The sequence below is a fragment of the Arthrobacter burdickii genome, from assembly GCF_030433645.1.
GTDB lineage: Bacteria > Actinomycetota > Actinomycetes > Actinomycetales > Micrococcaceae > Arthrobacter_D > Arthrobacter_D burdickii.
Genome location: NZ_JAROCG010000001.1, coordinates 1,138,909 through 1,164,559 on the forward strand (window position 1 = coordinate 1,138,909; position 25,651 = coordinate 1,164,559).

22 protein-coding genes, 1 pseudogene and 1 riboswitch are annotated in these 25,651 nt (G+C 69.0%); of the genes and pseudogenes, 9 read left to right on the plus strand and 14 right to left on the minus strand.

From position 1 onward, the window contains the following. Positions 1 to 115 precede the first annotated feature (115 nt). The 7 genes from P5G52_RS05350 (at position 116) to P5G52_RS05380 (ending at position 7,061) form a co-directional block, all read left to right on the plus strand. Positions 116 to 3,100 (plus strand): Na+/H+ antiporter subunit A, encoded by a 2,985-nt coding sequence (locus P5G52_RS05350; protein WP_301225336.1) that lies wholly within the window; start codon positions 116 to 118, stop codon positions 3,098 to 3,100. Further along, the gene (locus P5G52_RS05355) at positions 3,097 to 3,582 is read left to right on the plus strand and encodes a Na(+)/H(+) antiporter subunit C (RefSeq protein ID WP_301225338.1); all 486 of its coding nucleotides are present in this window, start codon (positions 3,097 to 3,099) and stop codon (positions 3,580 to 3,582) included. Before P5G52_RS05350 ends, P5G52_RS05355 begins: the two co-directional genes overlap by 4 nt. Then, positions 3,579 to 5,189, plus strand: coding sequence for a Na+/H+ antiporter subunit D (locus tag P5G52_RS05360; RefSeq protein WP_301225340.1), 1,611 nt, complete (start codon positions 3,579 to 3,581; stop codon positions 5,187 to 5,189). The genes P5G52_RS05355 and P5G52_RS05360 overlap by 4 nt, the downstream gene beginning before the upstream one ends. Further along, on the plus strand, positions 5,186 to 5,734 hold the full coding sequence (locus tag P5G52_RS05365) for a Na+/H+ antiporter subunit E (protein WP_301225342.1): 549 nt from the start codon (positions 5,186 to 5,188) through the stop codon (positions 5,732 to 5,734). Before P5G52_RS05360 ends, P5G52_RS05365 begins: the two co-directional genes overlap by 4 nt. Then, positions 5,731 to 5,988 (plus strand): MrpF/PhaF family protein, encoded by a 258-nt coding sequence (locus P5G52_RS05370; protein ID WP_301225344.1) that lies wholly within the window; start codon positions 5,731 to 5,733, stop codon positions 5,986 to 5,988. Before P5G52_RS05365 ends, P5G52_RS05370 begins: the two co-directional genes overlap by 4 nt. Before the next feature lie 4 nt (positions 5,989 to 5,992). Next, entirely contained in the window at positions 5,993 to 6,400 is a 408-nt protein-coding gene (gene mnhG / locus P5G52_RS05375; RefSeq protein WP_301225346.1) for a monovalent cation/H(+) antiporter subunit G, read from the plus strand. A 262-nt stretch (positions 6,401 to 6,662) separates the two neighbouring features. Continuing rightward, a complete protein-coding gene (locus P5G52_RS05380; protein WP_301225348.1) occupies positions 6,663 to 7,061 on the plus strand; it encodes a response regulator transcription factor in 399 nt (132 codons plus the stop codon). A gap of 65 nt (positions 7,062 to 7,126) precedes the next feature. Here the strand turns inward: P5G52_RS05380 and P5G52_RS05385 are convergent, their stop codons facing one another. The 13 genes from P5G52_RS05385 to P5G52_RS05445 form a co-directional block, all read right to left on the minus strand. Further along, on the minus strand, positions 7,127 to 8,026 hold the full coding sequence (locus P5G52_RS05385) for an NAD(P)-dependent oxidoreductase (RefSeq protein WP_301225350.1): 900 nt from the start codon (positions 8,024 to 8,026) through the stop codon (positions 7,127 to 7,129). A gap of 60 nt (positions 8,027 to 8,086) precedes the next feature. Then, positions 8,087 to 9,568: a four-carbon acid sugar kinase family protein gene (locus tag P5G52_RS05390; RefSeq protein WP_301225352.1), complete on the minus strand. Its 1,482-nt coding sequence runs from the start codon at positions 9,566 to 9,568 to the stop codon at positions 8,087 to 8,089. A 105-nt stretch (positions 9,569 to 9,673) separates the two neighbouring features. Next, the gene (locus tag P5G52_RS05395; protein ID WP_301225354.1) at positions 9,674 to 11,053 is read right to left on the minus strand and encodes an MFS transporter; all 1,380 of its coding nucleotides are present in this window, start codon (positions 11,051 to 11,053) and stop codon (positions 9,674 to 9,676) included. Positions 11,054 to 11,193: 140 nt separating this feature from the next. Next, entirely contained in the window at positions 11,194 to 11,964 is a 771-nt protein-coding gene (locus P5G52_RS05400; RefSeq protein ID WP_435868645.1) for an SDR family NAD(P)-dependent oxidoreductase, read from the minus strand. A gap of 18 nt (positions 11,965 to 11,982) precedes the next feature. Then, complete coding sequence (locus P5G52_RS05405; protein ID WP_301225356.1) at positions 11,983 to 12,936, minus strand: 3-hydroxyacyl-CoA dehydrogenase family protein; 954 nt, start codon at positions 12,934 to 12,936, stop codon at positions 11,983 to 11,985. After that, entirely contained in the window at positions 12,933 to 13,877 is a 945-nt protein-coding gene (locus tag P5G52_RS05410; protein ID WP_301225358.1) for a sugar phosphate isomerase/epimerase family protein, read from the minus strand. Before P5G52_RS05410 ends, P5G52_RS05405 begins: the two co-directional genes overlap by 4 nt. Positions 13,878 to 13,988: 111 nt before the next feature. Further along, positions 13,989 to 14,705, minus strand: a complete 717-nt coding sequence (locus P5G52_RS05415) for a GntR family transcriptional regulator (protein WP_301225360.1) — start codon at positions 14,703 to 14,705, stop codon at positions 13,989 to 13,991. Further along, positions 14,686 to 15,474, minus strand: a complete 789-nt coding sequence (locus tag P5G52_RS05420) for a triose-phosphate isomerase family protein (RefSeq protein ID WP_301225362.1) — start codon at positions 15,472 to 15,474, stop codon at positions 14,686 to 14,688. Before P5G52_RS05420 ends, P5G52_RS05415 begins: the two co-directional genes overlap by 20 nt. Positions 15,475 to 15,480: 6 nt before the next feature. Then, complete coding sequence (locus P5G52_RS05425; RefSeq protein ID WP_301225364.1) at positions 15,481 to 15,936, minus strand: ribose-5-phosphate isomerase; 456 nt, start codon at positions 15,934 to 15,936, stop codon at positions 15,481 to 15,483. Positions 15,937 to 15,944: 8 nt separating this feature from the next. Continuing rightward, positions 15,945 to 17,687: a dihydroxyacetone kinase family protein gene (locus tag P5G52_RS05430; RefSeq protein ID WP_301225365.1), complete on the minus strand. Its 1,743-nt coding sequence runs from the start codon at positions 17,685 to 17,687 to the stop codon at positions 15,945 to 15,947. Positions 17,688 to 17,803: 116 nt separating this feature from the next. After that, positions 17,804 to 19,639, minus strand: a complete 1,836-nt coding sequence (locus P5G52_RS05435; protein ID WP_301225367.1) for a glycoside hydrolase family 3 protein — start codon at positions 19,637 to 19,639, stop codon at positions 17,804 to 17,806. A gap of 139 nt (positions 19,640 to 19,778) precedes the next feature. Beyond that, positions 19,779 to 21,368 carry an FAD-dependent monooxygenase gene (locus P5G52_RS05440; RefSeq protein WP_301225369.1) on the minus strand — a complete coding sequence of 530 codons (1,590 nt, stop codon included), beginning with the start codon at positions 21,366 to 21,368 and terminating at the stop codon, positions 19,779 to 19,781. A 27-nt stretch (positions 21,369 to 21,395) separates the two neighbouring features. After that, positions 21,396 to 22,043, minus strand: coding sequence for a 4a-hydroxytetrahydrobiopterin dehydratase (locus P5G52_RS05445; RefSeq protein ID WP_301225370.1), 648 nt, complete (start codon positions 22,041 to 22,043; stop codon positions 21,396 to 21,398). A gap of 186 nt (positions 22,044 to 22,229) precedes the next feature. On the opposite strand from P5G52_RS05445, the gene cycA reads away from it, so the two are divergent. Both cycA and P5G52_RS18280 read left to right on the plus strand, forming a co-directional pair. After that, complete coding sequence (gene cycA / locus P5G52_RS05450; RefSeq protein ID WP_301225371.1) at positions 22,230 to 23,708, plus strand: D-serine/D-alanine/glycine transporter; 1,479 nt, start codon at positions 22,230 to 22,232, stop codon at positions 23,706 to 23,708. A 164-nt stretch (positions 23,709 to 23,872) separates the two neighbouring features. Continuing rightward, positions 23,873 to 24,373, plus strand: a pseudogene (locus tag P5G52_RS18280) (FUSC family protein); the annotation flags it as partial. 731 nt (positions 24,374 to 25,104) lie between these two features. On the opposite strand, the gene P5G52_RS05460 reads toward P5G52_RS18280, so the two are convergent. Beyond that, entirely contained in the window at positions 25,105 to 25,365 is a 261-nt protein-coding gene (locus P5G52_RS05460) for a DUF4235 domain-containing protein (RefSeq protein WP_087074208.1), read from the minus strand. 161 nt (positions 25,366 to 25,526) lie between these two features. Then, positions 25,527 to 25,651, plus strand: a riboswitch (TPP riboswitch).

Genomic DNA, 25,651 nt, shown 5'->3' on the forward strand with positions numbered 1-25,651 from the left:
GAAAGGCCCGGGGAGGCCGAAGGGAAGGCCCGGGGAGGCCGGGGGCAGGTCGGAGGGAATCCTTCGATAGACTGGTAGGAGCCCGACCGACCCCCAGTGGAAGATCGAGACTCCCATGCTCACCGTGCTGATCGCGATGTTCGCGCTGGCACTCGGGGCGCCTGTTCTCTTTTCCCGGGTCGGCAGGTCGGCGTTCTTCGTCCTGGCCGCCGCACCCGCTGCGGGTTTCGCCTGGCTCCTCCTCCAGCTGCCGGCAGTCCTGGCAGCCGATCAGGAGGCGCTTGCCGGGCCCCGCGCCCCGCCGTCGGTCGTCATCCCCTGGATCCCGACCCTGCAGCTCGAGCTGGCCTTCCGGCTCGATGCGCTGGCCGCGGTGCTCTGCATCCTGATCCTCGGGGTCGGAGCGCTCGTGCTCTTCTACTGCGCGCGCTACTTCAAGAACGACGATCCGGACGTGGGCGCGTTCGGCGCCCAGCTGCTGGCATTCGCGGCGTCCATGGTCGGGCTGGTCACGGCCGATGACCTGATCCTGATGTTCATCTTCTGGGAACTGACCACCATCCTGTCCTACCTGCTCATCGGCTATGCGCGCCACCGCCTCTCGGCTCGCCGCTCGGCCCTGCAGGCACTGATCGTCACGACCTTCGGCGGCCTGGCCATGCTCGTGGGCCTCGTGATGCTCGGCCAGGCGGCCGGAACCTACCGGATCTCCGAGATCCTCGCCGGTGCCGGGGCCCTCGTGGGCCGCGGGACACTCGTGGACGTCGCGATCGGGCTGGTGCTGGTCGGGGCCATCACCAAGTCCGCGCTCGTGCCCTTCCACTTCTGGCTGCCCGGCGCGATGGCGGCACCCACGCCCGTCAGCGCGTACCTCCACGCCGCGGCGATGGTGAAGGCCGGCGTCTTCCTCGTCGCGCGCTTCGCCCCGGGATTCTCCGACACCGCCCTGTGGTACCCCGTGATCTTCCTCCTCGGCATGGCCACGATGCTGCTCGGCGGGTGGCGCGCCCTGCGCCAGTTCGACCTCAAGCTCGTCCTCGCCTACGGGACCGTGAGCCAGCTCGGATTCCTGACCATGGTCGTGGGACTCGGCGGGCGCGACGGGGCCGTGGCCGGCCTCGGCCTGCTCCTCGCCCACGGCTTCTTCAAGGCGACGCTCTTCCTGGTGGTCGGCATCATCGACCACCACTCGGGCACGCGGGACCTCCGGGTGCTGTCCGGCATCGGAGGATCCGCACCCGTCCTCTTCGTCGTCGCGCTGGTAGCCGCCGGGTCCATGGCGGGCATTCCGCCACTGCTGGGGTTCGTCGCGAAGGAGTCGGTGTTCGAGGCCTTCGCGCACCGCGCGGAGGACGGCCCCGCCGGAGTGCTCCTGCTCGGCGGGATCGTGCTCGGTTCCATCCTGACCTTCGCCTACAGCGCCCGGTTCGTCTGGGGTGCCTTCGCGCTGAAGCACGGCGGGCCGCAGACGGCCTTCGAACCGGTCCGGGCCTCCTTCCTGCTGGCACCCGCCGTGCTCGCCGTCGCCTCCGTGCTGTTCGGGATCTGGCCGGCCCCGCTCGACGCAGCGATCCAGCCCTATGCCGCGCTCTTCGCCGGCGGGGGCACGCCGCACCTCGCCCTGTGGCACGGATTCAACTTGCCCCTGCTGCTGTCGGTCGTCACCATCGTGGCCGGCGTCGCACTCCACCTCCTGCGCGTTCCCGTCGAACGGCTGCAGGGCGGGGCGCCGTCCGTGCGGGAGGCCGAGGTGGTCTACCGCTCCACCGTCGGCGTCCTCGACGACGTCGCTGTCTGGGTCACGGGGCGCACCCAGCGCGGCTCGCTGTCCTTCTACCTCTTCGTCATCCTGGCCACAGCCGTCGTCACACCGCTGACCGCCCTGATCCTGTTCGATGCTCCGCTGCCCTCGGACTTCCGCATCGCGGAGTCCCCGGGGCAGGTCGTCGCCGCGGCTGTCATCCTGGTGGGCATCCTCGCGGCGCTGCGGGCGGACAAGCGGTTCATGGCCGTCCTGATGGTGGGCATCACCGGCTACGGCATGGCGGTCATCTACGCCCTCCACGGTGCGCCCGACCTCGCGCTCACCCAGATGCTCGTCGAGACCATCGTGCTCGTCGCGTTCGTCCTCGCCCTGCGCTCGCTGCCGGCCCGGCTGTGGAACCGCGAGGAGACCCGGCACCGGCTCCTCCGCGCTGCGCTGGGGATAGCGTTCGGCGGCATCATGGCGATCATCGCGATGTCGGCCATGGCGTCGAGGACCGCGGCGCCCATCTCGCTCGCCTACCCCGAGCTGGCCTACAGGGACGGCGGGGGAGCTAACGCCGTCAACGTCCTGCTCGTGGACATCCGCGCGTGGGACACCCTCGGCGAGATCACGGTCCTGGCGACCGCCGCCACCGGAATCGCGAGCCTCATCTTCATCCGGGGCCGCGGCGACAAGCGGCGCCGGGCCGACGGAGTGGAGGACGGATCGGTCGACCGGGGGCAAGAGCCCCTGCACGGCCGCGAGCACGCTGCGCGGGCCCTGGCGGCGCGGTTCGCCGCGGTCGCCCGGGACCCCTGGCTCGTCGCCGGACGGACCCTCGCGCCCGAGCGCCGTTCCATCATCTTCGAGGTCATCACGCGGCTGCTCTTCCACACGATCATCGTGCTGTCGATCTACCTGCTGATCGCCGGCCACAACCTGCCGGGCGGGGGCTTCGCCGGCGGCCTGATGGCGGGCCTCGCCCTCGCCATCCGCTACCTCGCCGGCGGACGGTTCGAGCTCGCCGAGGCCAGCCCGGTCAGTGCAGGAGCCCTGCTCGGCATCGGGCTCGCCATCGTCTCCCTCACGGCGGCAGCGCCGCTGCTGATCGGCGGCGAGGTCCTCGAGAGCTACATCCTGGAATTCTGGTTGCCGGTCTTCGGCGACGTGAAGTTCGTGACGTCCACCATCTTCGACATCGGGGTGTACATCATCGTCGTGGGCCTCGTCCTGGACGTCCTCCGGAGCCTAGGGTCGGAGATCGACGAGCGAAGCGAGGCCGATCGCCCCGTCGAGGAGGCGGCCGGACCCGACGCCCTCGTCCCGCCTGCCACCGAAGGAGTCCAGCCGTGACGGTCAACATCACGCTCATCGCGCTCATGGCCGCCCTGTTCGCCGCCGGGATCTACCTGCTGCTCGAACGCAGCCTGACCCGAGTGCTCCTCGGTCTGATCCTCATGGGGAACGGGGCCAACATCCTCATCCTGGCCATGAGCGGAGGCGGTGGGAAGTCCCCCCTCTACGTCGCGGGGACGGCGGCGGAGGACTACACCGACAGCCTGCCGCAGGCCCTGATCCTCACGGCGATCGTCATCACGTTCGCCGTCACCGCGTTCATGCTCGGCATCATCTACCGGTCGTGGGTGCTGAGCCGGGAGGACGACGTCCAGGACGATCCGGAGGACCGCCGCGTCGCCGACCAGGACAGCTACGACTACGAGGACGACGCCGACATCGCCGCAGATACCTCCGAGTTCCCCGGCGACGACGGCCTGGTGGACGGGTACGACGACGCCGGCCGCACCGCCGGTGCCCCGCCGGGGGGGGCGCGATGATCGCGGCCGACCTGGCTCCGCTCGCCGTCGTCCTGCCGTTCCTCGGAGCGGCGGTCACCTTCATCCTCATCCGGCACGCGCGGGCACAGCGTGCCGTGAGCATCACGACGCTCAGCGTCACCCTGCTCATCGAGGTCGGGATGCTCCTCGCCGCGCCCGGCGCCGGGACGCACGCCGTGACGCTCGGCGGGTGGCAGCCCCCGTTCGGCATCGTGCTGGTGGTGGACCAATTCTCGGCCCTCATGCTAGTGGTCTCGTCCGCCGTCAGCCTCGCCGTCCTGATCTATGCCGCGGGTCAGGGGATGACCGACGGCGACGAGGAAGGGCCGGTGTCGATCTTCCATCCCACCTACCTCATCCTCGTCGCCGGAGTGTCCAACGCCTTCCTGACGGGCGACCTGTTCAACCTGTACGTGGGCTTCGAGATCCTGCTCACCTCGAGCTACGTCCTCATGACCCTCGGCGGCACCGCGCCGCGCATCCGGGCCGGCGTGACGTATGTGGTCGTCAGCGTGGTGTCCTCGATGCTGTTCCTGATCGCCATCGCAATGATCTACGGCGCGACCGGCACCATCACCATGGCCGACCTCGCGGTCCGGCTGGAGGACGTGGATCCGGCCACGCAGATGGTGCTCCACCTGATGCTGCTGGTGGCGTTCGGCATCAAGGCCGCCGTCTTCCCGCTCTCCTTCTGGCTGCCGGACTCCTACCCGACGGCACCCGCGCCCGTCACGGCGGTGTTCGCCGGGCTGCTGACCAAGGTCGGCGTGTACGCCATGGTCCGCGTCGAGACACTGCTCTTCCCGGGCGACCGCATCAACTCCCTCCTGATGGTGGTCGCACTGCTCACGATGGTCGTGGGGATCCTCGGTGCACTGGCGCAGTCGGACATCAAGAGGCTGCTGTCCTTCACCCTCGTCAGCCACATCGGGTACATGGTCTTCGGACTGGCCATCTCCACCCGTCTCGGACTCGGCGCAGCCGTCTACTACGTGGCCCATCACATCACCGTCCAGACGAGCCTCTTCCTCGTCACGGGACTGATCGAGCGCCGCGGGGGAACAGCCAACGTCGACCGCCTCGGCGGCCTCGCGAAGCTGTCGCCGCTCCTGGGGGTCCTCTTCTTCCTCCCGGCCATGAACCTCGCGGGCATCCCGCCGTTCTCGGGGTTCCTCGGGAAGCTCGGACTCATCCAGGCGGGCATCGAACTCGGGACCCCGCTCGCCTACGTCCTGGTGGCCGGGGGAGTGGTCACGAGCCTGCTGACGCTCCTGGTGATGGCCCGCGTCTGGAACCGGGCGTTCTGGCGGAGCCCGGCGGACGCGGAGGATCCCGATCCCATCCTCCTGGCGAGCACGGCGGACGGCTCCGGCGTGGGGACGTCCCATCACGTCACCGGAGAGGACACGGGGCGCTTTGCCGGCAAGGACCCGGTGACACTCCTGCCCGGCACCATGACGGGGCCGACGATCGGCCTCGTGGCGCTCGGGCTGGCGCTGACACTCCTCGCCGGTCCGCTCTTCACGCTTAGCGACGATGCAGCCTCGGAGATGCTGGACCGCACCCCGTACATCGAAGCAGTCCTGGGAGAGGGGGCGGACAGGTGACCCGCCAGCGCATACCGCTCATCACCGAGCTTCCCCTCGTCATCTGGCTCGTCCTCGTCTGGGGCGCCCTGTGGCAGGACTTCGGCCCGGGCAACCTCGTCTTCGGTGCCCTCATCGCCTACGTCGTGGTGAATCTCTTCTACTTGCCGCCCGTCGAACTCACGGGCCGTTTCAACGTGCTGTGGGTGGTGCCGTTCCTCGGCTGGTTCCTGTACGAACTCGTCACCGCCAGCCTCCAGGTGTTCTGGCTCGCCGTGAGCAAGGGACCGTCGCTGCGGAACGCCGTCGTCGCCGTGGAACTGCGCAGCTCCTCCGACTTCCTCGTCACGGCCACGGGCCACGCGATCTCGCTCATCCCCGGGTCCCTCGTCCTCGAGGTGGACCGTTCGACGTCGACGCTCTACCTGCACTGCCTGAACGTGGCGGACGACGCCGGGGCCGACGCGATCCGCCGGAACGTCCGTGCGACGGAGGCCTGGCTGATTCGGATCATGGGAAGCAGTGCCGACCTCGCGGCACTCCGGGCCGAGGAGGCGCCGAGATGACGGTGGTGGAATATGTCGTCGGAGGAATACTCGCCGCCGGGGCTGCCCTGGCGTTGTACCGGGCCGTGCGGGGACCGTCGATCCTCGACCGTGTCCTGGCACTCGACGTCGTCCTCGCCATCATCGGTGCGGCCCTGGTGCTGAACATGGTCGTGCACCGGCACCTCGACAACCTGATCCTGCTCGTCGCGATCTCGCTGATCGGGTTCGTCGGCTCGGTGACCGTGGCCCGCTTCGTCACGGACAGGAAGTAGCGCCGTGGTCACCGACGTCGTCGTCTCCGTCCTCCTGGTCGCAGGGGCGCTCCTGTCCCTCGCTGCGGGCATCGGCCTGGTGCGCTTCCCCGACCTGCTCTCCCGCATGCACGCCGCGACCAAGCCGCAGGTCCTCGGGCTCCTGCTCTTCCTCCTGGCGCTCGCGGTCGAGTCCGGGAGCTGGGCGCTCCTGCCGCTGCTGGTGCTGTGCTGGCTGTTCCAGCTGCTGACGAGCCCCGTCTCGGCGCACATGGTCGGCCGTGCCGGATACCGCACCCGGCACCTCCGACGTGATCTGCTCACCCTGGACGAGCTCGACGACGTCGTGGTGCGGGCGGCGGACGACCGCGACGGGCCTCCGCCGCCGGACCGGGGCAGCGGACGCGGGGGCGGACGAGGGAACGGGACCTGAGCACGGGACCTGAGCATGCCCCCGTCCAGCCGTGATCAACGAGGGGTTCGCCAGCGTCCTCATGCTGCTCTGCATCGCCGTCGGCTACCTGCTCGAGAGTCGCGCCGCACGGGCCGGGCCGGCCTCCCGCTCTTGATCCACCCGATCTGACGGGATGCGGAGGCCGGTGCGGGCCGCGATCCTCGACGTCGTCCCGCCCGCCCCAGGTGGTACCGTCCGGGCCCGGACGGTAAGCTTGCTTCGAATCGAGGAGCGATGACATTTGAGGCTGGTTTCGGAGTTGGATGAGCGGCAGCGGGTCGCCGTGGTCATTGAGGACGACGCCGATATCCGTCAGTTGCTCGTCATCATCCTGTCCTCGCGGGACTTCGAGGTGCACGAGGCCGTCACGGGTGCCGAGGGGCAGCGCCTCCTGGACACCGTGGACCCCTCACTCGTCACCCTGGACCTGAATCTTCCGGACATCGACGGAATCGACCTCTGCAGCCGGCTTCGGGCCGATTCGGACGCGCACATCCTGACGATCTCGGCCCGGCCCCCACAACTCACCGAGGAACAGTGCCTCGCGGCCGGGTCGAACCATTTCATGGCGAAGCCCTTCAGCCCGCGCCTCCTCGGTGCCTACCTCGACGGCGTCTTCCCGCGCCAGGGTGCAGCCTAGGCGGCGTCGGGCCACGGCTCGGTCAGCAGGGACCCCTTCGTGGAGGACTCGCGTGGCGTGCAGCGCTAGGCGGAGCGCCGGGTGGGCGAGATGACCCGGATGACCGCCGAGTCGTCCGCGGCGGCCAGTCCCTGCGCCTGGCCGAGCAGGTAGAGCTGTTCCGCGGCGGCAGCCACGGGAGCGGCCATTCCGGCGGCGCGGGTCGCCTTTCCCACGATGCCCATGTCCTTGACGAAGATGTCGAGGCGGCTGAGGACCTCGGCTCCCTCGTCCGAATAGGCCTCGAGCATCCGCGGACCCCGGTTCGAGAGCATGAAGGACCCGGCTGCGCCGGCCTCGAGGGCGGCGAGGGTCCGGGCCGGGTCGAGTCCGAGGGCGTCCGCGAGGGCCATCGCCTCGGCTGCGGCCGCGATGTGCACGCCGCACAGCAGCTGGTTGACGGTCTTGAGGGCCTGTCCGTCCCCGGGCTTGTCGCCGACGACGGTCAGGGTGGAGGCCAGGAGCTCGAGCACGGGACGTGCCGCTTCCAGGGCCGCAGGTTCGGCTCCCACCACGATCAGGAGATCGCCCTCGCCGGCGCGCTTCGGGCCACCGGAGAGCGGTGCGTCGACCAGTGCGACACCGTACCCCGCAAGCCGCTCCACGGTCGCCGGGACGGCGTCGGTCCCCACGGTGCTGGTGAGGATGACGACGGCGCCTTCCCGCAGCACGGAAGCCACCCCCGTGTCGCCGAACAGGACGTCGTCGAGCTGTTCGCCGTTGCGCACGGCGAGCAGGAGCGCGTCGGTGCCGGTCGCTGCCTCCCGGGCGGAGGAGAACGTGCGGATTCCCGCCTCCCGGGCCAGTGCGAGCCTCGGCTCGGCGATGTCGAAGCCGTGGACCGTGAGGCCGGTGGCCAGGCGTGTGGCCATGGGCAGGCCCATGGCGCCGAGGCCGAGGACTGTGACGGAGTAGCTGTCGGTCATGGGTATCGCCATCCAATGCTAGAGCGGGTGCTGCCTGGGGGTGGTGCCTGGAGGTGCTGGTCAGAAGGTCGCGCTGAGCTTCCTGGCGACCTGGGCGAGGGAGGAATCGTCTCCCACATTGCCCGCGAAGACGACGTACGGGATGCCCTTGGCGGGGCCGTCCACCGGCTCCCACAGACTCACGATCCCCGGGAGCATCGGGCCCCGGACGATGGCCCGCCGGATCTGCAGACCGTGCGCGGCCACGTCGGAGGAGGTGATGCCTCCCTTGGCGATCACGAAGCGGGGCGGGAAGATCTTCAGCGATCGGTTCACGACGGCGACGACGGCGGCGGAGACCGTCCGCGCGATTCGAAGGCTGGCGGCCGCATCACTGGTCCGGACCAGCAGCCGGCTCGTGTGCAGGATGACGTCGCCCTCCGCGAGGCGTGCCACGACCTCCCCGACGATTCCGTCGAGGTGGTGGGCCGCGCGCTCATCGAGGAGCTGCTCGACGTCGATCTCGATGATGTGCGCCCGCTCGTGCTGCTCGGTGAGGATACGGAGCTGCCGCGTCGTGACGCCGACGTGCGAACCGACCACGATCAGCCCGCCTGCAGTCGACGGTTCATGGCCGGCATAGGCCTCGTCCCCGGTCAGTTCGGTACGGATGTCCTGCCCGATCCGGGCCCGCATGAAGGGCGGTCCCACCCGGTACAGCAGTTTCCTGCCACGGCGTTCCGCCTCGTCGAGGCCGAGGGCCAGGGCGCGCAGGTCGTTCTCGGTCACGATGTCGGCGACGATCGGCGTGGCATCGGTCGCACCGTCGATGGCGTCCGCGATGGCCTTCGCCGATGCCGCTGGGCCACCGCCCGTGCTGCCTGCGCGGATGATGCCGAGGTCCAGGACGATCACGGAGTCCGCGGGGACCCGTCCGCCGCTCTTCTCCTCCACGTAGTGCGCGAGCGAGGCATTGCGGTAGCCGAAGGTGGCGTCCTGGGCGAACTCGGTGTCCGACACCGGGACGAGCCGGCCCGCGCCGGCGTCGGGCGCCCGCACGTAGTGCACCCCGCCGATGGTCACGCGCCCGGCATCGGGGAAGGCCGGGACGATGACGACGCCGTCGGTCGCTTCCCCCGTGGCCTCGAGGACGGTCGCGGCGATGATGTCGGGTTCGAGGGGGTAATGCCCGCGCAGGGTCGAGTCCGACCGGCTGACGAAGCTGACGTGGACCGCGGCCGGTTCGGCTGCTGCTGCGGTCAGGGCGTTCCGGACGATCTCCTCGTTCCGGGCTGCCGCTTCCGGCTCGTCGAGGCTCCGAGTGTTCGTGAGCACATAGACCGCCGGCTTGCCCTGGCGGAAGGCCCAGGAGAAATCCTCGACCTCCCAGCGCGTCAGGACCGGAAGGTCCGCCACGGACTGCGTCCCGGTCGGGTCGTCGTCGAGGACGACGAAGATCCGGGGCAGGTCCCGTTGGGAGGCCTGGACTGCTGTTTCCACCTCCCGGGCGGATATCGGCAGTTCTGCCGGGTAGCCGGACAGGAGGTCGGATTCGGTGGGCATGCAGCACTCCGTGGTGTGGTCGGGTGGAAGCCTGGGATCGGGTGCGGGACCCAGCAGCGGCGGCGCGGAGAAAGCTCCGCGCCGCCGCCGATGGACCGCTTGCCGTCAGTGGCCGGGTACTGCCGCTGCCTTTTCTTCCTCCGGCAGCAGGTTGTCCGACCGGGACCGCATGTTGCGGGTGAGGATGAACATCACTGCGGCGAGGAAGGCGAAGACGCCGACGGAGATGGTGCCGTAGAGGCCTGTCTCGGTCGTGAAGCGCTCGTCGATCGCGGTGCGCATGATGGGGGCCACGAATCCTCCGAGGTTGCCCAGGGAGTTGATCAGCCCGATGCCCGCTGCCGCCGCCGTGCCGGTGAGGAACGCCGTGGGGTAGGACCAGGTGATCGGGCCGCAAGCCAGGAAGCTGGAGACCGAGACCACGAGGAACGCGATCGCCAGGACGGGCATCCCGTTCTCGCCGGCGTAGGCGGCACCGATGGTCGCCAGCCCGGTGAGGGTGTAGAACATCGTGCCCCAGGTGCGGCGGCGCCGGATGGTGTTGGCGCGCTTGCCAACGTTGTAGCAGACGAAGAGGCCGACGAGCCAGGGGATGGCCGTGATCAGGCCGACCTGCCAGAATTCGGCGTCGGGGCTGATGATGGCCTTGACCTGCTGGGGGAGGTAGAACGTTGTGCCGTAGACCGCCACCTGCAGGCAGAAGTAGATCACCGTGAAGTACCAGACCTTCCAGTTCCCCATGGCACGCAGGATGCCCGAGGGTCCGTCGGTGCTGCGGACGACGTCCTCCGCCTCCATGACCTTGAGCAGGGCGCGCTTCTCGTCGTTGTCGAGCCACTTCGCGTCCTGCGGGCCGTTGATGAGGAGGAAGATCGCGGCGATACCGGCGATCACGGCCAGCATGCCCTCTGCGAAGAACATGACCTGCCATCCGTGCCATGGCGTGTACGCGTCGCCGAAGGAGATCAGGGCACCGGAAAGGGGGTTGCCGAGCATCTGGGAGAAGGGCTGGGCGAGGTAGAACAGGGCGAACATCTGGACGCGGACCTTGTTGGGGAACCACTCCGAGAGGAACATGATCACGCCCGGGAACAGGCCGGCCTCCGTGACGCCGAGGAGGAACCGCAGGATGATGAACATGGTGTCGCCGGTCGTGAAGGCGAAGGCCGCGGCTACGATGCCCCAGGTGATGGCGATGCGGGCCAGCCACCAGCGTGCCCCCAGCTTCCTGAGCGCCAGGTTGGATGGGATCTCGAAGATCGCGTAACCGATGAAGAAGATACCGGCACCGAGGGCGAAGGCCCCGGCGGAGACGCCGCGGTCGACCTGGAGGGCGGCTTGTGCGTATCCCACATTCGTACGGTCGAGGAACGCGACGAAGTACAGGATGATGAGCATCGGCATCAGGTGCCGTGCAGCTTTCTTGACGGCGGAGGCAAGCGCGGGGCTGTCCAGGTCGTCTTTGACCGCGTCCGTAGCGGACATGGGCCTCTCCTTTAGTGCAGTTGGTGGTGGGTGGTGGGACTCACCCGACGAGTGCCGGGAGGATGAGCCAGGCCCCGATGACGACGAGGACGACGCCGAGGGCGAGGAACAGGATGCGGGACTTCGACCAGTCGCGCATGTCAGTGCATGTAGAGGCCGCCGTCGACGTTCAGGGTCTGGCCCGTCACGAATCCGGAGTCCTCGCTGATGAGGTAGGCGATGGCTGCTGCGATGTCACGGGGGGTGCCGATCCGTGGGAGGACCCCGTCGGCCGCCATGGCGGCCTTGCGTTCCTCCGTGAGCGTTCCGCCCATGATGTCCGTGTCGATGGGACCGGGGGAGATGGCGTTGACGGTGATGCCCGCCCCGCCCAGTTCACGCGCCACGGAGCGGGTGAATCCGATGACCCCGGCCTTCGCCGCGGAGTAGACGGTCTTGGAGAACGTCCCTCCGCCGCGCTGCGCGGATACCGAGGACAGGTTCACGACCCGCCCGACCCCGTACTCGACCATGGACTCCACGGCCCGACGGGTGGCGTAGTGGACGCCGTTCATGTTGATGCTCATGACGCGGTCCCACTCCTCGGCGGTGACCTCGAGGTAGGGCACGGGACTGGAGACCCCGGCCAGGTTCACCAGTGCGACGATCTGCGGGAGCTCGGCCTCCAGGGTGTCGAAGGCCGCCCGTACCTCGGACTCGTTGGCGACATTGGCACCGGCCCCGGCCGCCGTGACGCCGTGCTCCTCCGCGATCTCGCGGGCGACTGCCTTCGCCGCGGCGTCATCGAGGTCGATGATGCCGATGTTCCAGCCGAGCCCTGCCAGGTAGTGCGCGGACGCGCGGCCGATGCCGCGCGGCGAGGCCGCACCGGTGAGGACGACCGACCTCGAGTCGGGGAATGCTGGTGCCACGATAGGGCCTCCTTGGGATCAGTGGATGGGTGCAGGACCGAGTTCGTCCATGAGTTTCTTGATGGCCACGTAGGCCTTGTTGCGGTAGGCGATCAGCTCGGCGGTGCGTTCCGCCGGGACGTCGAGGTAGCCGGATCCAGTCTTGGTCCCGAAGTGTCCGGCGTCCACGAGTTGCTTCAGCGAATCGGGGGTTGCGAAACGCTCGGGCCAGCGGGTCTGCAGGGACGCGTAGCAGAACGCGTAGACGTCCAGTCCGGCCATGTCCGCGATGGCGAACGGACCGAAGACGGGAAGGCGGAAGCCGAAGGTCGTGCGGACGATCGTGTCGACGTCGTCCGCGGTCGCGATGCCCTCCTCGACGATCTGGGTCGCCTCGTGGAACAGGGCGTACTGGAGCCGGTTCAGCACGAAGCCGGTGGCATCCTTCACGCGCGCCGTCTCCTTGCCGGTGGAGGCGACGATCTCCTCGACCACCGGGATGATGCCGTCCTCGGTTCCCGGGTGCGGGATGAGCTCGACGCCGGGGATGAAGGGGGCGGGGTTCGAGAAGTGGACGCCGAGGAACCGCTCCGGATGCTCCACGGCCTCCGCGAGGCTGGCGATCAGGATGGTGGAGGTGTTCGAGCCGATGATGGCGTCCGGACGGGCTGCCGCCGAGATCCGCCGCAGCGTCTCGTGCTTGATCTCGATCCGTTCCGGCACCGCCTCCTCGATGAACTCCGCGTCGGACACGGCGTCCTCGATGGAGTCGGCGGCGGAGACGTTCGCCTCGATGCGCTGGCGCGCATCCGCGGGGAACAGGCCGTCGGCGGCGAACTGGTCCGCCTCGGAGAGCAGCCGCGCGAGGTTCGACGACGCTATCTCGGCGCTCACGTCCGCGATCCGGACGGTGTGGCCGGCCAGGGCGAGGACCTGGGCGATGCCGCCGCCCATGTAGCCCGATCCGACGACTGCGATTCTCTTCGGTGTCATGCGTCCTTCTTCCCTGGCAGGAGTGAGCGGATGTAGGTCTGGTTGGTGCCGCAGTTCCCGAGGCTGTCCCCGCCGTAGTGCTCGCACAGGAAGATGCCGTCGAACCCGAGCTCGATGGCGTCGCGGATCACCTGGCGGTAGTTGATCAGCCCGGCCTCCATCGAGCTGGGAACGCTCGTCGCCCACGAGCCGTCGGCGGCCTCGTCGCGCGTGTAGTTCTTGACGTGCCAGTAGTTGGCGTAGGGGAGGAGCTTCGCGTGGAGTTCACGCCAGTCCTCGACCGGGCGGTGCAGGCGGATGAGGTTGGCGACGTCGGGGTTGATCCCGACATTGTCGAGGCCGATCTCCTCCACGAGGCGGACGGCGCTGTCCGCCGTGCCGAGGTAGGTGTCCTCATACAGTTCCAGCGACATCTTCAGGCCGACGTCGGCGGCATGCCGGCCGAGTTCCCGCAGGCGCGTGACCGCGGCCTGCCAGACCTCCGGGTCGTCGGGGTCCTTGGGTCCCTCCGCCGTCCAGAACCAGAGGGCGCGGCGCTGTGCCTCGCTGAAGGGCTGGTGGAGTCCGGTGGAGAACACCTCCATGCCCCATTCGGCTGCCGCGTCGATCGTGCGGTGGGCGTAGGCGAGGTTGCGTTCCTCGTGGCCCGGCATGATGACGCTCTGCCGCTGCAGGTGGACCGACGGGATCCGCACGCCGTGCGAGGCTGCGATGGACAGGAACTCGTCGCGACGGGACGGCTCGAGGTCGGCCGGACGGACGTGGCTGTCGGCCAGTTCGGCGAGCGAGAATCCGACCTGTTCCACCTGGGTGAACATGTCGTCCCACGCCTCGGGGGCGGCGTCGTGGAGGGCTACACCCTCCTTGCTCACCGTGGGGATGCCGTGCAGGCACGTGGCGATCGGCCAGTCCTGGGCAGTGAACGCGGGCTGCGAAGGCATGTCGTTGCTCCATTGCAATCGGGAAGGGGAGAAGGAAAAGATCCTATAGGAAATATAGACGGACCGATCTGGCTCTGCAAGACCTCGCCGAGCTGTTTTTGAGGTTGCTCCTCAGGCGCCGGGAGAGTCGTCCAGGGAGCGCGCACGCACGCCCTCGATGTGGGCCCGCAGGGCCGCGACGGGCGAGGAGAGGTCCCCGCTGGCGAAGGCCTCCAGGATGGCGGCGTGCTCGGTGGCCGCCTCGGAGACGTCACTCGTCCCCCGGATGACGGCCTGGCGCATCCGGTGCGTCAGGGCGCCGAGGTTGGCATACATGTCCTGCACGTACCGGTTGCGGGCGGCGTCCAAAATCACCAGGTGGAAGGCATTGTCCGCGTCGAAGTAGTCGTGGATGGTGCGGATGGGTACGTCGCCGTTCCGCATCGCTGCGGTGACCCGTTCACCCATCAGGTGATGGTGTTCGTGGGCCCGCTGCAGGGCAGGCAGGAAGGATGCCGCTCGGGGGGCCGCGAGTCGTGCCGCCTCGACCTCGAGCATGATGCGGGCCTCGAACAGTTCGTCGAGCTGCTCGGCTCCGAGGGGAGGAGCGACGCGGTAGCCCTTCAGGGCCTCTCGGGTCACCAGGCCCGTGCGTTCGAGCTGGACCATGGCCTCGCGGATGGGGGTCGGGGAGACCTTGAGCTGCTTCGCCAGCGTGTCGATCGAGAGCCTCGCTCCCGGTTCCATCTCGCTCGAGAGGAGGATGTCGAGGATCCGGTCGTACACCCGGTCCCGCAGCCCGCGCCGGTCGATGTCCGGAACGGAACGGTCAGAGAGCCCTGCTGTCATCGCCAACCCCAATTTTCCACGCCTCATCCAGAATGGCCCCGAACGCAGCCGGGTCGTGTGCGAAGCGGCCGAGGAACATGCCGTCGACATCCGGAGCGATGCGCGTCAGCAGGCCCGGGCCTGCACTCCCTCCGTAGATTACCCGGGCATGGTGCAGTAGCCCGTCTCCGGACAGGTGGGCGCGGAGGGCGCGGGTGACGGCGCGGATGTGGACATCGGGTGCGGGTTCCGGCTGCCCGATCGCCCAGACCGGCTCGTAGGCCACGATGATCGTCCCACCGGTCCCTTCATGGCGGGCGACAGCGAGGCACGCCTCGAGCTGGCGCAGGCACGCCTCGACCGCCGACGCGTGCTCGCCCCGTTCCTCCTCGCCTATGCAGAGCACCGGCACCAGCCCGTGACGGAGGCTCGCATGGACCTTCCGGGCGGCGGAGGAGTCCGTCTCACCGAACATCGCCCTGCGCTCCGCATGGCCGATCTCCACGAGCCCCACGCCCAGCTCCGCCAGCTCCGCCGCCGAGACCTCGCCGGTGAAGGCTCCGGCGTCCTCCCAGTGGACGTCCTGCGCTCCCACGAGCAGGCCCGCGGGAGCAGCCAGGTCCAGGACGGCGGGGATGGACGGGAAGGTCGGGATGACGAAGGGCTCCACCACTCCGTCCCGTACCGCCGGGTGGGCGGAGGCGATCTCCGCCACGCGGCGGGTCCACTCGACCTGGCGCCGGTGGCCGAAGTACATCTTCAGGCTGGAGCCGATGGTGAACCTGGGCATGGGTCGCTACACGCCCTCGTAGGCGAGGATGTCGTCCACCTTGGCCTTCGACGCGCTCGAGGTGTCGAACGTGTAGGTCAGCCACTCCCGCACGAGCCGGCGGGCGAGTTCGATGCCGACGACGCGCTGGCCCATGCAGAGCACCTGGCAGTCGTTGGACAGGACGGACCGCTCCACGGAGAAGGAGTCGTGGGCCGTGGCGGCACGGATGCCCTGCACCTTGTTCGCGGCGATGGCGACACCGATCCCGGTGCCGCAGATGAGCAGTGCCCGATCCGCCTCGCCCCTGGCAATCCGTTCGGCGGCCTCGATGGCGACCGCGGGGTAGGGCGTATGGCCGTCCGGTCCCACGCCGACGTCGACCACCGACTCGACGAGGTCGTTCTGTTCGAGATCCTTCTTCAGGATCTCCTTGTACTGGTATCCCGCGTCGTCGCAGCCGATGATGAGTCTGAGGGCCATGTTCTCTCCTAGTGATCCTGCGGGCCGGTGCCCGCTGCGCTACTGATGACGTCGGCGACGGTGGTGCAGATGAGCGCGAAGGACACCGCGCCGGGGTCGGGCGTGCCGACGGATTTGTCCCCATGGGCCCGCGCGCGCCCCAGGGTGGCCTTCATCGCTGCCGTGGCGTCCGCCGCGGCCGTGGCTGCGGACGCGGCTCCCGACCACGCCTCGGCGAGCCCCTGCCCGTCGCCGATCCTCGCCGACAGTTCGTCGGAGAACGGCACGATCGCGTCGATCATGGTCTTGTCGCCGACCTTCGCTTTCCCGAAAGCCATGACGGCGTCACTGGCGGCAGACACTCCGCGCGCGAGGTCCTCCGCGCCGGGCCGTGCCTCGTCGCCGATCACCGATCCAAGGGCCTTGAGGATGGTCGCCCAGATGGCGCCCGAAGTGCCGCCGGCACGGTCGCTCCACGCGTTGGCCGCGTGCCGCAGTGCCGTCTCGGCGCCGGCGCCCTGCCCGACGGCGGCGCGCGCCGCGTCCCGGGCGGCGTGGGCGCCGCGCTGCATCCCGATGCCGTGGTCGCCGTCGCCTGCCACCTGGTCCAGCCTGCCGAGTTCATCGGCGTGCTCGTCCACGATGCGTGCGACGGCTTCGAGGGCCGTGGCGACGGTGGCGGCGCAGGCACGGGATTCGGCGGATGACCTGCCGACCGTCTCCTCGGCGTCGTCCTTGACCTCCGCGTCGAAACGCTGCTGCTCGGCGACCTGGCCGCGGCGGAAGCCGGGGGTGTCCGCCGGCGCCGTCCAGAGGCGTTCGAGCTCGTCGTCGAGCCACAGGAGCGTGAGGGAGCACCCGGCCATGTCGAAGCTGGTGCACAGTTCGCCGACCTCCGGGTCGACGATGCTGATGCCGCGTTCGCCGAGCAGCTGGTGGACGGTGCGGTAGACGACGAAGAGTTCTTCGTACTTCACACTGCCCAGGCCGTTCAGCAGGGGCACGACCCGCGCGCCCTCGAGGGCGACGCCGTCCGGGACCTCCTCGAGGAGGCGGCTGACGAACAGTTCGGCGAGGCCCGCTGCCGTGGGGATGTCCATCTCGTCGATGCCGGGCTCGCCGTGGATGCCCAGTCCCACGGCCATGCGGCCTTCAGGAACCTCGAAGAGGGGCGCGTCGGCGCCGGGAAGGGTGCAGCCGCCGAAGGCGACTCCGAGGGAGCGCGTCCGATCGTTCGCGCGGCTGGCGACGCGCTCGACCCCGTCGAGGTCGTAGCCCTCCTCGCATGCTGCGCCGGCGACCTTGAACACCGTGAGGTCCCCCGCGATGCCGCGGCGCTTGTGCTCCTCGCCCTTGGGGGCGCTGAAGATGTCGTCCGTCACGGTCACTGTGCGGACGTCCATCCCGGCCTCGCGCAGCTCGGCCTGCGCCTCGTCGAAGTGCAGGACGTCACCCGCGTAGTTCCCGTAGCTCAGGAGGACGCCCCGGCCCTGGTCGGCGGTCCGGGCGACCGTGCGGACCTGGTGTGCCGACGGCGATGCGAAGAGGTTGCCCATCACGGCACCATGCGCCAGGCCTGGCCCCACGAGGCCGCCGAAGGCCGGGTAGTGTCCGCTGCCGCCCCCGATGACCAGGGAGACCGTCGGTGCTGCCGAGCGGCCGGCACGGACGACGCCGCCCGGGATCTGCTGGACCCAGCGCGATGCCGCAGCCGCGAAGCCGCTGATCATCTCGTCGACGAAGTCCCCGGGCTCATTGAACAGTCGCGTCATTGCGATTCCTCCTGGTCGTTTTCCTACATTCTATAGGATCTGCCTTTCGGGGCAATGCCTCTGCGTACAGGTTTCTGAACCTGCTGGCAGGGCGGCAGGTTCTGGGCCCTGCGCGATCAGAGCCGGGTGTCGAAGGAGTCGCAGAAGACGTTCTCGTTGAAGGTCCCCTGGAATGCGGACGTGCCCTGGATCTTGGCGATGGTGGCACGGATGGCTTCCCGGGATGCGGCATGGGCGTGGATGGCGGTTCTGACCATGGGCACGTCGATCAGGTGGTTCGGCTGGTTGAGTGACACGAACACGGTGGGAACCTCGGTGGCGTACCAGGGAATCTCCGCAGCCAGAGGGGTCGACCATTTGATCCTGATGGCGGCTTCCTGGGCGAAGCCTTTCACATTGGCGAAAACGAACGCCGCGTCGTACTTGTCCGCGTAGTCGTCGGTGGCTTCCTCCGCCATGATCCTCATGAAGTTCATGCCGGTTTCCCCCGCGGCTTGACGCTGGCCGGCCGTCCGGAAGAGGTGCACCTCGAACCCGGCGGCTTCCAGTTCCTCCTTGACGGTGTCCAGATACGCCAGGGGATCGGCGCGGGTGAAGTCGGCCCCGCCCGAGATCCCGTACAGCCGGATCCGTCTGTGCGTCGCCGGCGAGATGGGGAGATTGCAGGCGGTGTCCTTGACCAGGGTCACGGTCTTGTCCGCGATGTCCGCCGCCACGGCCCGGTGGGCCTCGCTGCCGATGACCCCGAGTGCCTCCACGGGCGGAACCAGCTGGTCCGCAGGGGTGCGGTGCAGCCCGAGGCTTGCCTTCAGTCCCAGGATCCGGCGCAATGCATCGTGCAGGCGCTGCTCGGTGAGAACACCCGTCCTGTAGCCGTCCAGCATGTAGCGGAAATCCTCGGCCGGGTTGCGGAAGAACAGGAACATGTCGCAGCCCGCCGCGATGGTCTCAGGAACCAGGTCCCTGCGCTTCCTGGCCTGGGTGAGCCCGACCATCTGCGAGGCGTCGGTCACGATCAGCCCGTTGAAGCCGAGCTCGCCGCGCAGCAGGTCCTGGAGCAGTTCGGGTGACAGTGTAGCGGGCAGGATGTCCGCATCCGCCGTGTCGGGCCGGAAGTGCCGGGACAGTTCCGGCGCGCCGATGTGCCCGGCCATGATGGACTGCACGCCGTGTCCGATCATCTCCCGGTACACGTGCCCGTAGGTCCGGTTCCACTCCTCGAAGCCGAGGGTGTTGTAGGAGGTGACCACATGCTGGTCACGTTCGTCCACGCCGTCCCCTGGGAAGTGCTTCATGGCGCAGGCGGTGGGTGATTCGCTGATGCCGTCGAAGTACTCCTTGGCACGCTCCACCACGACCTCCGGTGTATTGCCGAAGGCCCGGGTGGAGATGACGGTGTTCCGCCAGTTGTAGTGGATGTCCACGATGGGCGCAAACGCCCAGTTGCAGCCCAGTGCCGCGGTTTCGACCCCGGCTACCTGTCCCATCCGCCGGGCGATGGACTTGTCCGGATGGGACCCGGCCTGCAGGTGCGTGGACACGAACGTTCCGTCGTCGCAGCTCCCGGCTCCCCCCATCTCCGGGTTGGACGCCACCAGCAGCGGGATGCGGCTTTTGGACTGTGCGTAGCGGATATGCTCCTGCACTGCAGCTGAGGGTCCGGGGCGATACCGGATGCCGCCCACGTGGAAATTCTCCAGCACACCGTCGAGGTACTCCGGTGAGTAATCGTTGTTGTGGTTGACGAACAGCTGGCCGATCTTCTCCTCGAGGCTCATGCCCGTGATCGTCGATTCCACCCAGGCCACGGCGTCGTCGTCCAGATCGAACGGCGCGGCCCGAAGATCGACGTCGAACTGCTGCCCCTGGGCGCCGTAAGCATTCCTGCTGGCGGAGGCGGGACCTCGGACGGGAAGGGATCGGTCTGGTTCGGCTGCAATCGGGGAGGACATGGCTTCATCGTGGCCAGGGACCGTTCGCGCGACAAGGGATTGCCATTTGTTGGCGTAGACGACGCTTCCGGCTCCACCGACTCTCCGTGGTCGTACCGGTCGGGCCTCCCCGGGCACCCAGGGCAGCGACGCGCAGCGTTCAGCCGGACGAGCGCCGGCCGCCGGCCGGGCTCGACGTGGGCTGGTACCCACCGGCAGCGTGCAGGGCCTGGACGGCATCCTCCGGGCGCGAGGCGGCAGCCACGAACCCGTCCGGCCGCACGAGGTACAGGATGCCCGGGCGGAGGGGGGTCGATCCGGTGGTCGTGAAGCGGTGGAGGGGGAGTCCGAACTCCTGCGCCGTGGCTTCCGCGTGCCGGATCCCTGCCTCGTCCGCTGCATACAGGTGCAGCTGCCAGGTTGCAGAGCGCAGCACGTCGAAGTTCTCCCCGGTCCACTGCAGCCGCCTCCCGACGACGGCGTCCCGGCGTCGGCGCACGGTGCTCCCGTCCATCCAGTAGTGGATGCGGATCTGGCCGAGGTAACCCGCGAGGCGCCGCCCGAGCGGCAGGCGGGGCACCAGGGTGACGGCGACCGGCAGCACGACCCGGGGCACGTACCGGCGCACGGCCATCACGACCTTCGAGGAGGACGTCAGCCCGCGGAACACCAGATCCGTCGTGGTGAGCAGGCGCACCGCCACGGGCCGGCGTTCCGCCTCGTAACGGCTGAGGAGCGTCTCGGGCGCGCGCCCGGCGATGACATCGGCGAGCTTGAAGGCGAGGTTGTGGGCGTCCTGCAGCCCCGTGTTCATGCCCTGCGCGCCGACCGGGGAGTGGACGTGGGCCGCATCCCCGGCGAGGAACACGGAACCCGTGCAGAAATGCGCGGCGATCCGGTGGTGGATGCGGTAGGTGGAGAACCAGCGGTAGTCCTCGTAGGTCACGCCGAACGACTCGGCCATCCGGCGTCGCGCGAAGTCCTCGGTGACGGACGGGATGTCGTCGTCGCCCGCGGTGCCGATGAGCCGCTGGCCGTTCCTGCCCGTGGCGTCCGGTCGCATGGGGAAGGCGAGGAGGAACTCGGTCGCCTCCTGGCGGATGTTGACGGACGCGGGAGGAAGCCCGCTCACTCCCACCGCATCGATCAGGTAGAAGGTCTGCCGGCTGGTGGTCCCCTGGAACGCGATGCCGGACAGGGTGCGGACGCGCGAGGACGCCCCGTCGCAGCCGACGGCGAACCGCGCGGACACGGTTGCCGTGCCCATGGGCCCCTCGACGACGGCCACGACGCCGCCGTCCACCTGGTCCAGCGACCGCAGCCGGTGCCCCCAGCGGACGGATCCGCCGAGGACCTGCAGGTTGTCGACAAGGAGCCGCTCGTTGGCGCTCTGCTCCAGCATGTGCATCCCCGGATAGGGGGAGAGTCCCCTGCCAAGGCCGCCCAGCGGGACCGCAGGGAAGGCCGTGCGCCCGAAACCCGGCCGCACGGACTCGGCGTGCACGGCCTCGGCCAGCACCCGGTCCACGACGCCGAGCTGGTCGTAGATCTCCATGGACCGCGAGTGCACGCCCAGGGCGCGGGACTCCACCGTCGGGCCGTCCTTGCCGTCGATCAGCAGGACCCGGACGCCCAGCTTCACCAGCCAGTTCGCCAGCATCAGGCCGGTGGGGCCGGCTCCCACCACCAGGACGTCGACGCGCCCCGGGTCGTGCCGTTCGCCGTGCTCCATCGCGTCCTCGTGCTCCATGGCGGGCCTCCTCGCCGGTGCCGTTGATCAGCGGTCCAGGGTCGTGCAGATGCAGGCCCGGTTGCCCTCGGCGTCGGCCAGCACGGTGAAGGACGGCGCCCGGGTGGCATCGACCACGGTGCCTCCGGCGGCGACCGCCGCCGCGATGCGGGCGTCCGCCGCGTCGTGCGGCACCCAGAGGTCGATGTGGAATCGCTGCCTCGGCGTCTCGTGCGCGTCGGTGTGCTGGAACCATAGGAGCGGAACGCGTCCGGAGGGGTCGACGACGTCGTCGCCGTCCACCGCGCCGGAATCGCCTGTCAGCAGCGCCGCCCAGAACGGGCCGATCGCGGTCGGGTCGGCGGTGTCGAGGGCGAGCTCGACGACGGCGGGAGCCGCGGGGTCGGCGGCGATGCCGTGCGCGGAGGCGAGTTCGCTGATCGCCCTGGCCAGCCGGACGTCGCGCTCCGTGATGCCGGACGCATCATGGCTGAGGAGCTTCACGTCGACGTGCGGGTAGGTCAGCACGACGTCGGGGTGGTGGTCCATCTCCTCGGCGAGCTCGCCGATGGCCGCGACGAGGGCGAGGCCGGTGGAGAAGTTCCCGGTCAGGAAGCGGGCGTGGAGCGCCCGGGCCAGCTTCCGCCAGTCGCGCAGATCGGCGTCGAGGATCTGGCGGGTGCCGAGGATAGTCATGCGGCCAGTATGGCCCCGTCGGAGAGGCAGGAGAAGGTCTCCCGCCCGCGCGGTCGGCGGCCGAGGGGGCTGTGATTTGACTCTCAGTCCCCTACGGTTCAGGGTTTTATGTCTGTCATATCCGTCTTTACCCACGCAACCGCCGCTGCCTTCCTGCCCCGCGGCTGCGGAAGGAACACCTCCCCCATGTCTGATCCCGTTCTCTCGGCGCCGGCCTCGACCCGCGCCACCGGCCATTCCAGCTCCTCGCCCCACCTGACCCGGGCGCTGAGCAACCGCCACATCCAGTTGCTCGCCATCGGCGGTGCCATCGGCACCGGCCTCTTCATGGGCTCGGGCAAGACCATCTCGCTTGCCGGTCCCTCCGTGATCTTCGTCTACATGATCATCGGGTTCATGCTCTTCTTCGTCATGCGGGCCATGGGGGAGATCCTGCTGTCCAACCTCGAGTACAAGTCCTTCAGCGACTTCGCGGGAGACCTGCTCGGCCCCTGGGCCGGGTTCTTCACCGGGTGGTCCTACTGGTTCTTCTGGGTCGTGACGGGCGTCGCCGACATCGTCGCGATCTCCGGTTACGTGGACATCCTCGCGCCCGGGACCCCGCTGTGGATCCCGGCGCTGGCCACCCCGGTGGTGCTCCTGCTCCTGAACCTGCCCACGGTGAAGGCCTTCGGCGAGGCCGAGTTCTGGTTCGCCATCATCAAGGTCGTGGCCATCCTGGCCCTGATCGCCACCGGCATCGTCATGATCGCCACGCACTTCACCTCTCCCGCAGGGCAGGTCGCGAACCTCGCCAACATCTGGAACGACGGCGGCATGTTCCCGCACGGGCTGTTCGGCTTCATCCTCGGCTTCCAGATCGCGATCTTCGCGTTCGCCGGCATCGAGCTGGTCGGCACCGCCGCCGCCGAGACGAAGGACCCCGAGAAGACGCTTCCCCGCGCCGTGAACTCCATCCCCATCCGTGTGCTGCTCTTCTACGTCGGAGCGCTCACCGTCATCATGGCGGTCAACCCCTGGCGGACCATCGATCCCGCGAACAGCCCCTTCATCGGCATGTTCACCCTTGCCGGGCTCGGTATCGCTGCCGTCGTCGTCAACCTGGTGGTGCTGACCTCCGCCGCCTCGAGCGCGAACTCCGGCATCTACTCGACGTCGCGCATGGTGTTCGGACTGGCACAGGACGGCAACGCCCCGAAGTCCTTCGGCACGCTCAGCCGCCGCCAGGTGCCGCAGAACGCACTGCTGTTCTCCTGCATCTTCCTGCTCGCCGGGCTGATCCTGCTCTACTCGGGCGACTCCGTGATCGGCGCTTTCACGGTTGTCACCTCGGTGGCCTCGGTCCTGACCATGTTCGTCTGGTCCATGATCCTCATCAGCTACCTGGCGTTCCGCCGCCGCCGTCCGGAGCTGCACGAGGCATCGGCGTTCAAGATGCCCGGATCCGCGTTCATGCCGTACGTGGTCCTGGCCTTCTTCCTGTTCATGCTCGTCGCGCTCGGGCAGGCCGAGGACACCCGGCTGGCGCTCTTCGTCACGCCGGTGTGGTTCCTCCTGCTCGGAGCGGCCTGGTACGCCAACCGGAAGACGCCGCTGCAGCAGGCCCGCATCGAGGAGCACAAGGCCACCGTGCAGACCGAGCAGGCGGCCCGCGCAGGCCGCTAGATCCCGGAACGCCGGCCCGGAACGCTGCTCCGGAACATTGTTCCGGAAGACCCGCGCCAAAACACCGAAGGACCGTCCCCCGGGGCGGTCCTTCGGCGTCCTCCCGGAGTGCGGAGCGGCGGGACGTCGACGGTGTGCCCAGGTACGGATGCCATACTGCACCGATGGCCAAGAACAGGACTCCTCCCGGCCGCGGCGTCCTCGCCGCCCGCGTCGACGACGACCTGAAGGAGCGGCTCCGCGCCGCGGTGGTCCATCCCCACCTCCTTTTCGCGGGCAAGGCAGCCCTCGCGGCCGCGCTCGCCTGGACCTTCGCGCTCGCCATCCCGGGGGAGGCTTCCCGGTATCCGTACTACGCCCCGCTGGGTGCACTGCTCGCGCTGTATCCGACCGTCGCGGGAACGCTCAGGTCGGGGCTGCAGACGGTGGCCGGTCTCACCATCGGGATCATCCTGGCCCACATCGCCGTGTGGGCGGGGGACCCGAACTGGCTGACGATCGCCTTCGTCGTCGGCGTGGGCGTACTCCTCGCAGGCGCCCTGCGGAGGACGGCGGGCGGCGGCTCCGGGATCGCGTCCGCCGGGCTGTTCGTCCTGGTTATCGGCAACGACGACCTGGGGTACTCAATGGGGTACTTCGTCCAGACCGTCGTGGGCGTGGGCGTGGGTCTTGCCGTCAGCGCGCTGATCCTGCCGCCGCTGAACCTGGACGACGCCGTGGGGCAGGTGAGCCGGCTCCGCAGGACGGCGTCCCGCCAGCTCCAGGAGATGGGCGTGGCGCTCGAGGAGGACTGGGCGGCGGATGATCCGCGCTGGCCCCAGCGGCGGGACGACCTCACCGCCACGGTACGGAATGCCCGGGAGGCCCTGCAGTACGCGGACGAGAGCAGGAAGGGCAACGTCCGGCGGCGCTTCCATCCGCACGACGCGGACCGCGACCACCGGCACGTCGAGGTCCTCGAAGCCGTCGCGACCCACACGCTGAACATCACCAACATGCTGCAGGACGCGCTCCATGGAACGTCCCGCGAGCAGCCCCTGCCCGCCGCGGTCCGGCAGCCCCTGCAGCAGGCCTTCACCGCCGTCGGCGACGTCCTGGACCTGTGGACGGTGGAGGAGGACGACGCCGGGACGCTGCGGGTGGCCGAGCGGAGCCTGAAGGCACTCGAAATTGCTGCGTACGAGTCCTCGTCGAAGGACGTCCCCTTCGGCGCCGCGGCCGCGATCGGCATGAACCTGCACCGCATCCTGCAGGCCGTTCGGCAGGAGCAGGAGCAGGAGCAGGACATCGAGCAGGAAACAGGCCGGGCGGCTAGCTGCACTGCCCAGGGACACGGCGAGGGGCACCCCGAAGAGTGCCCCTCGCTACTGCGTGGAACTTCCTGCGTGAAATCCGCTCAGGTCAGGTCGCGGGTCTTCGCGAACCGGTCGATCGCCTTCTGCGTGGAACGGTTGGTGAGAACCTGGATGGTGGTGCTCACCACACCCGAGACGATCGCGAACACCAGGGCCGAGCGCAGGGTGTTCTCCAGCCCGTCCTTGCTCTTCGGTGGTGCTTCACCCGTGATCTTCTCCCACAGGAAGTCGACGAGCTTGGTCCCCACGAAGCCGGCGCCGACGCTCATGCCCGCGCCGAGCAGCTTGAACAGTACGTTCATGTCTCTCCTTCTGGTCCGGTAGTCCTCCGCCTAGCCTAGCCGCGGCGGGCGGCCCCCGGCACAGGAAGATGCACGCACGGACCCGGACCCTGCATGAGGCGGGCGGGCGCGCAACCACCTGCCGGGCTTCCCCTGCGGTGTAGGATCGGTAACGCTCAACCAACAAACGACAGGGGAGCGCCGATCCGCAGCATGCTGCGGGAACGGGCGCTGAGAGTGCGGACCGCCGCAGACCCTCGAACCTGATCCGGCTAGTACCGGCGAAGGGAGTCGAGTTCTCAGAGTG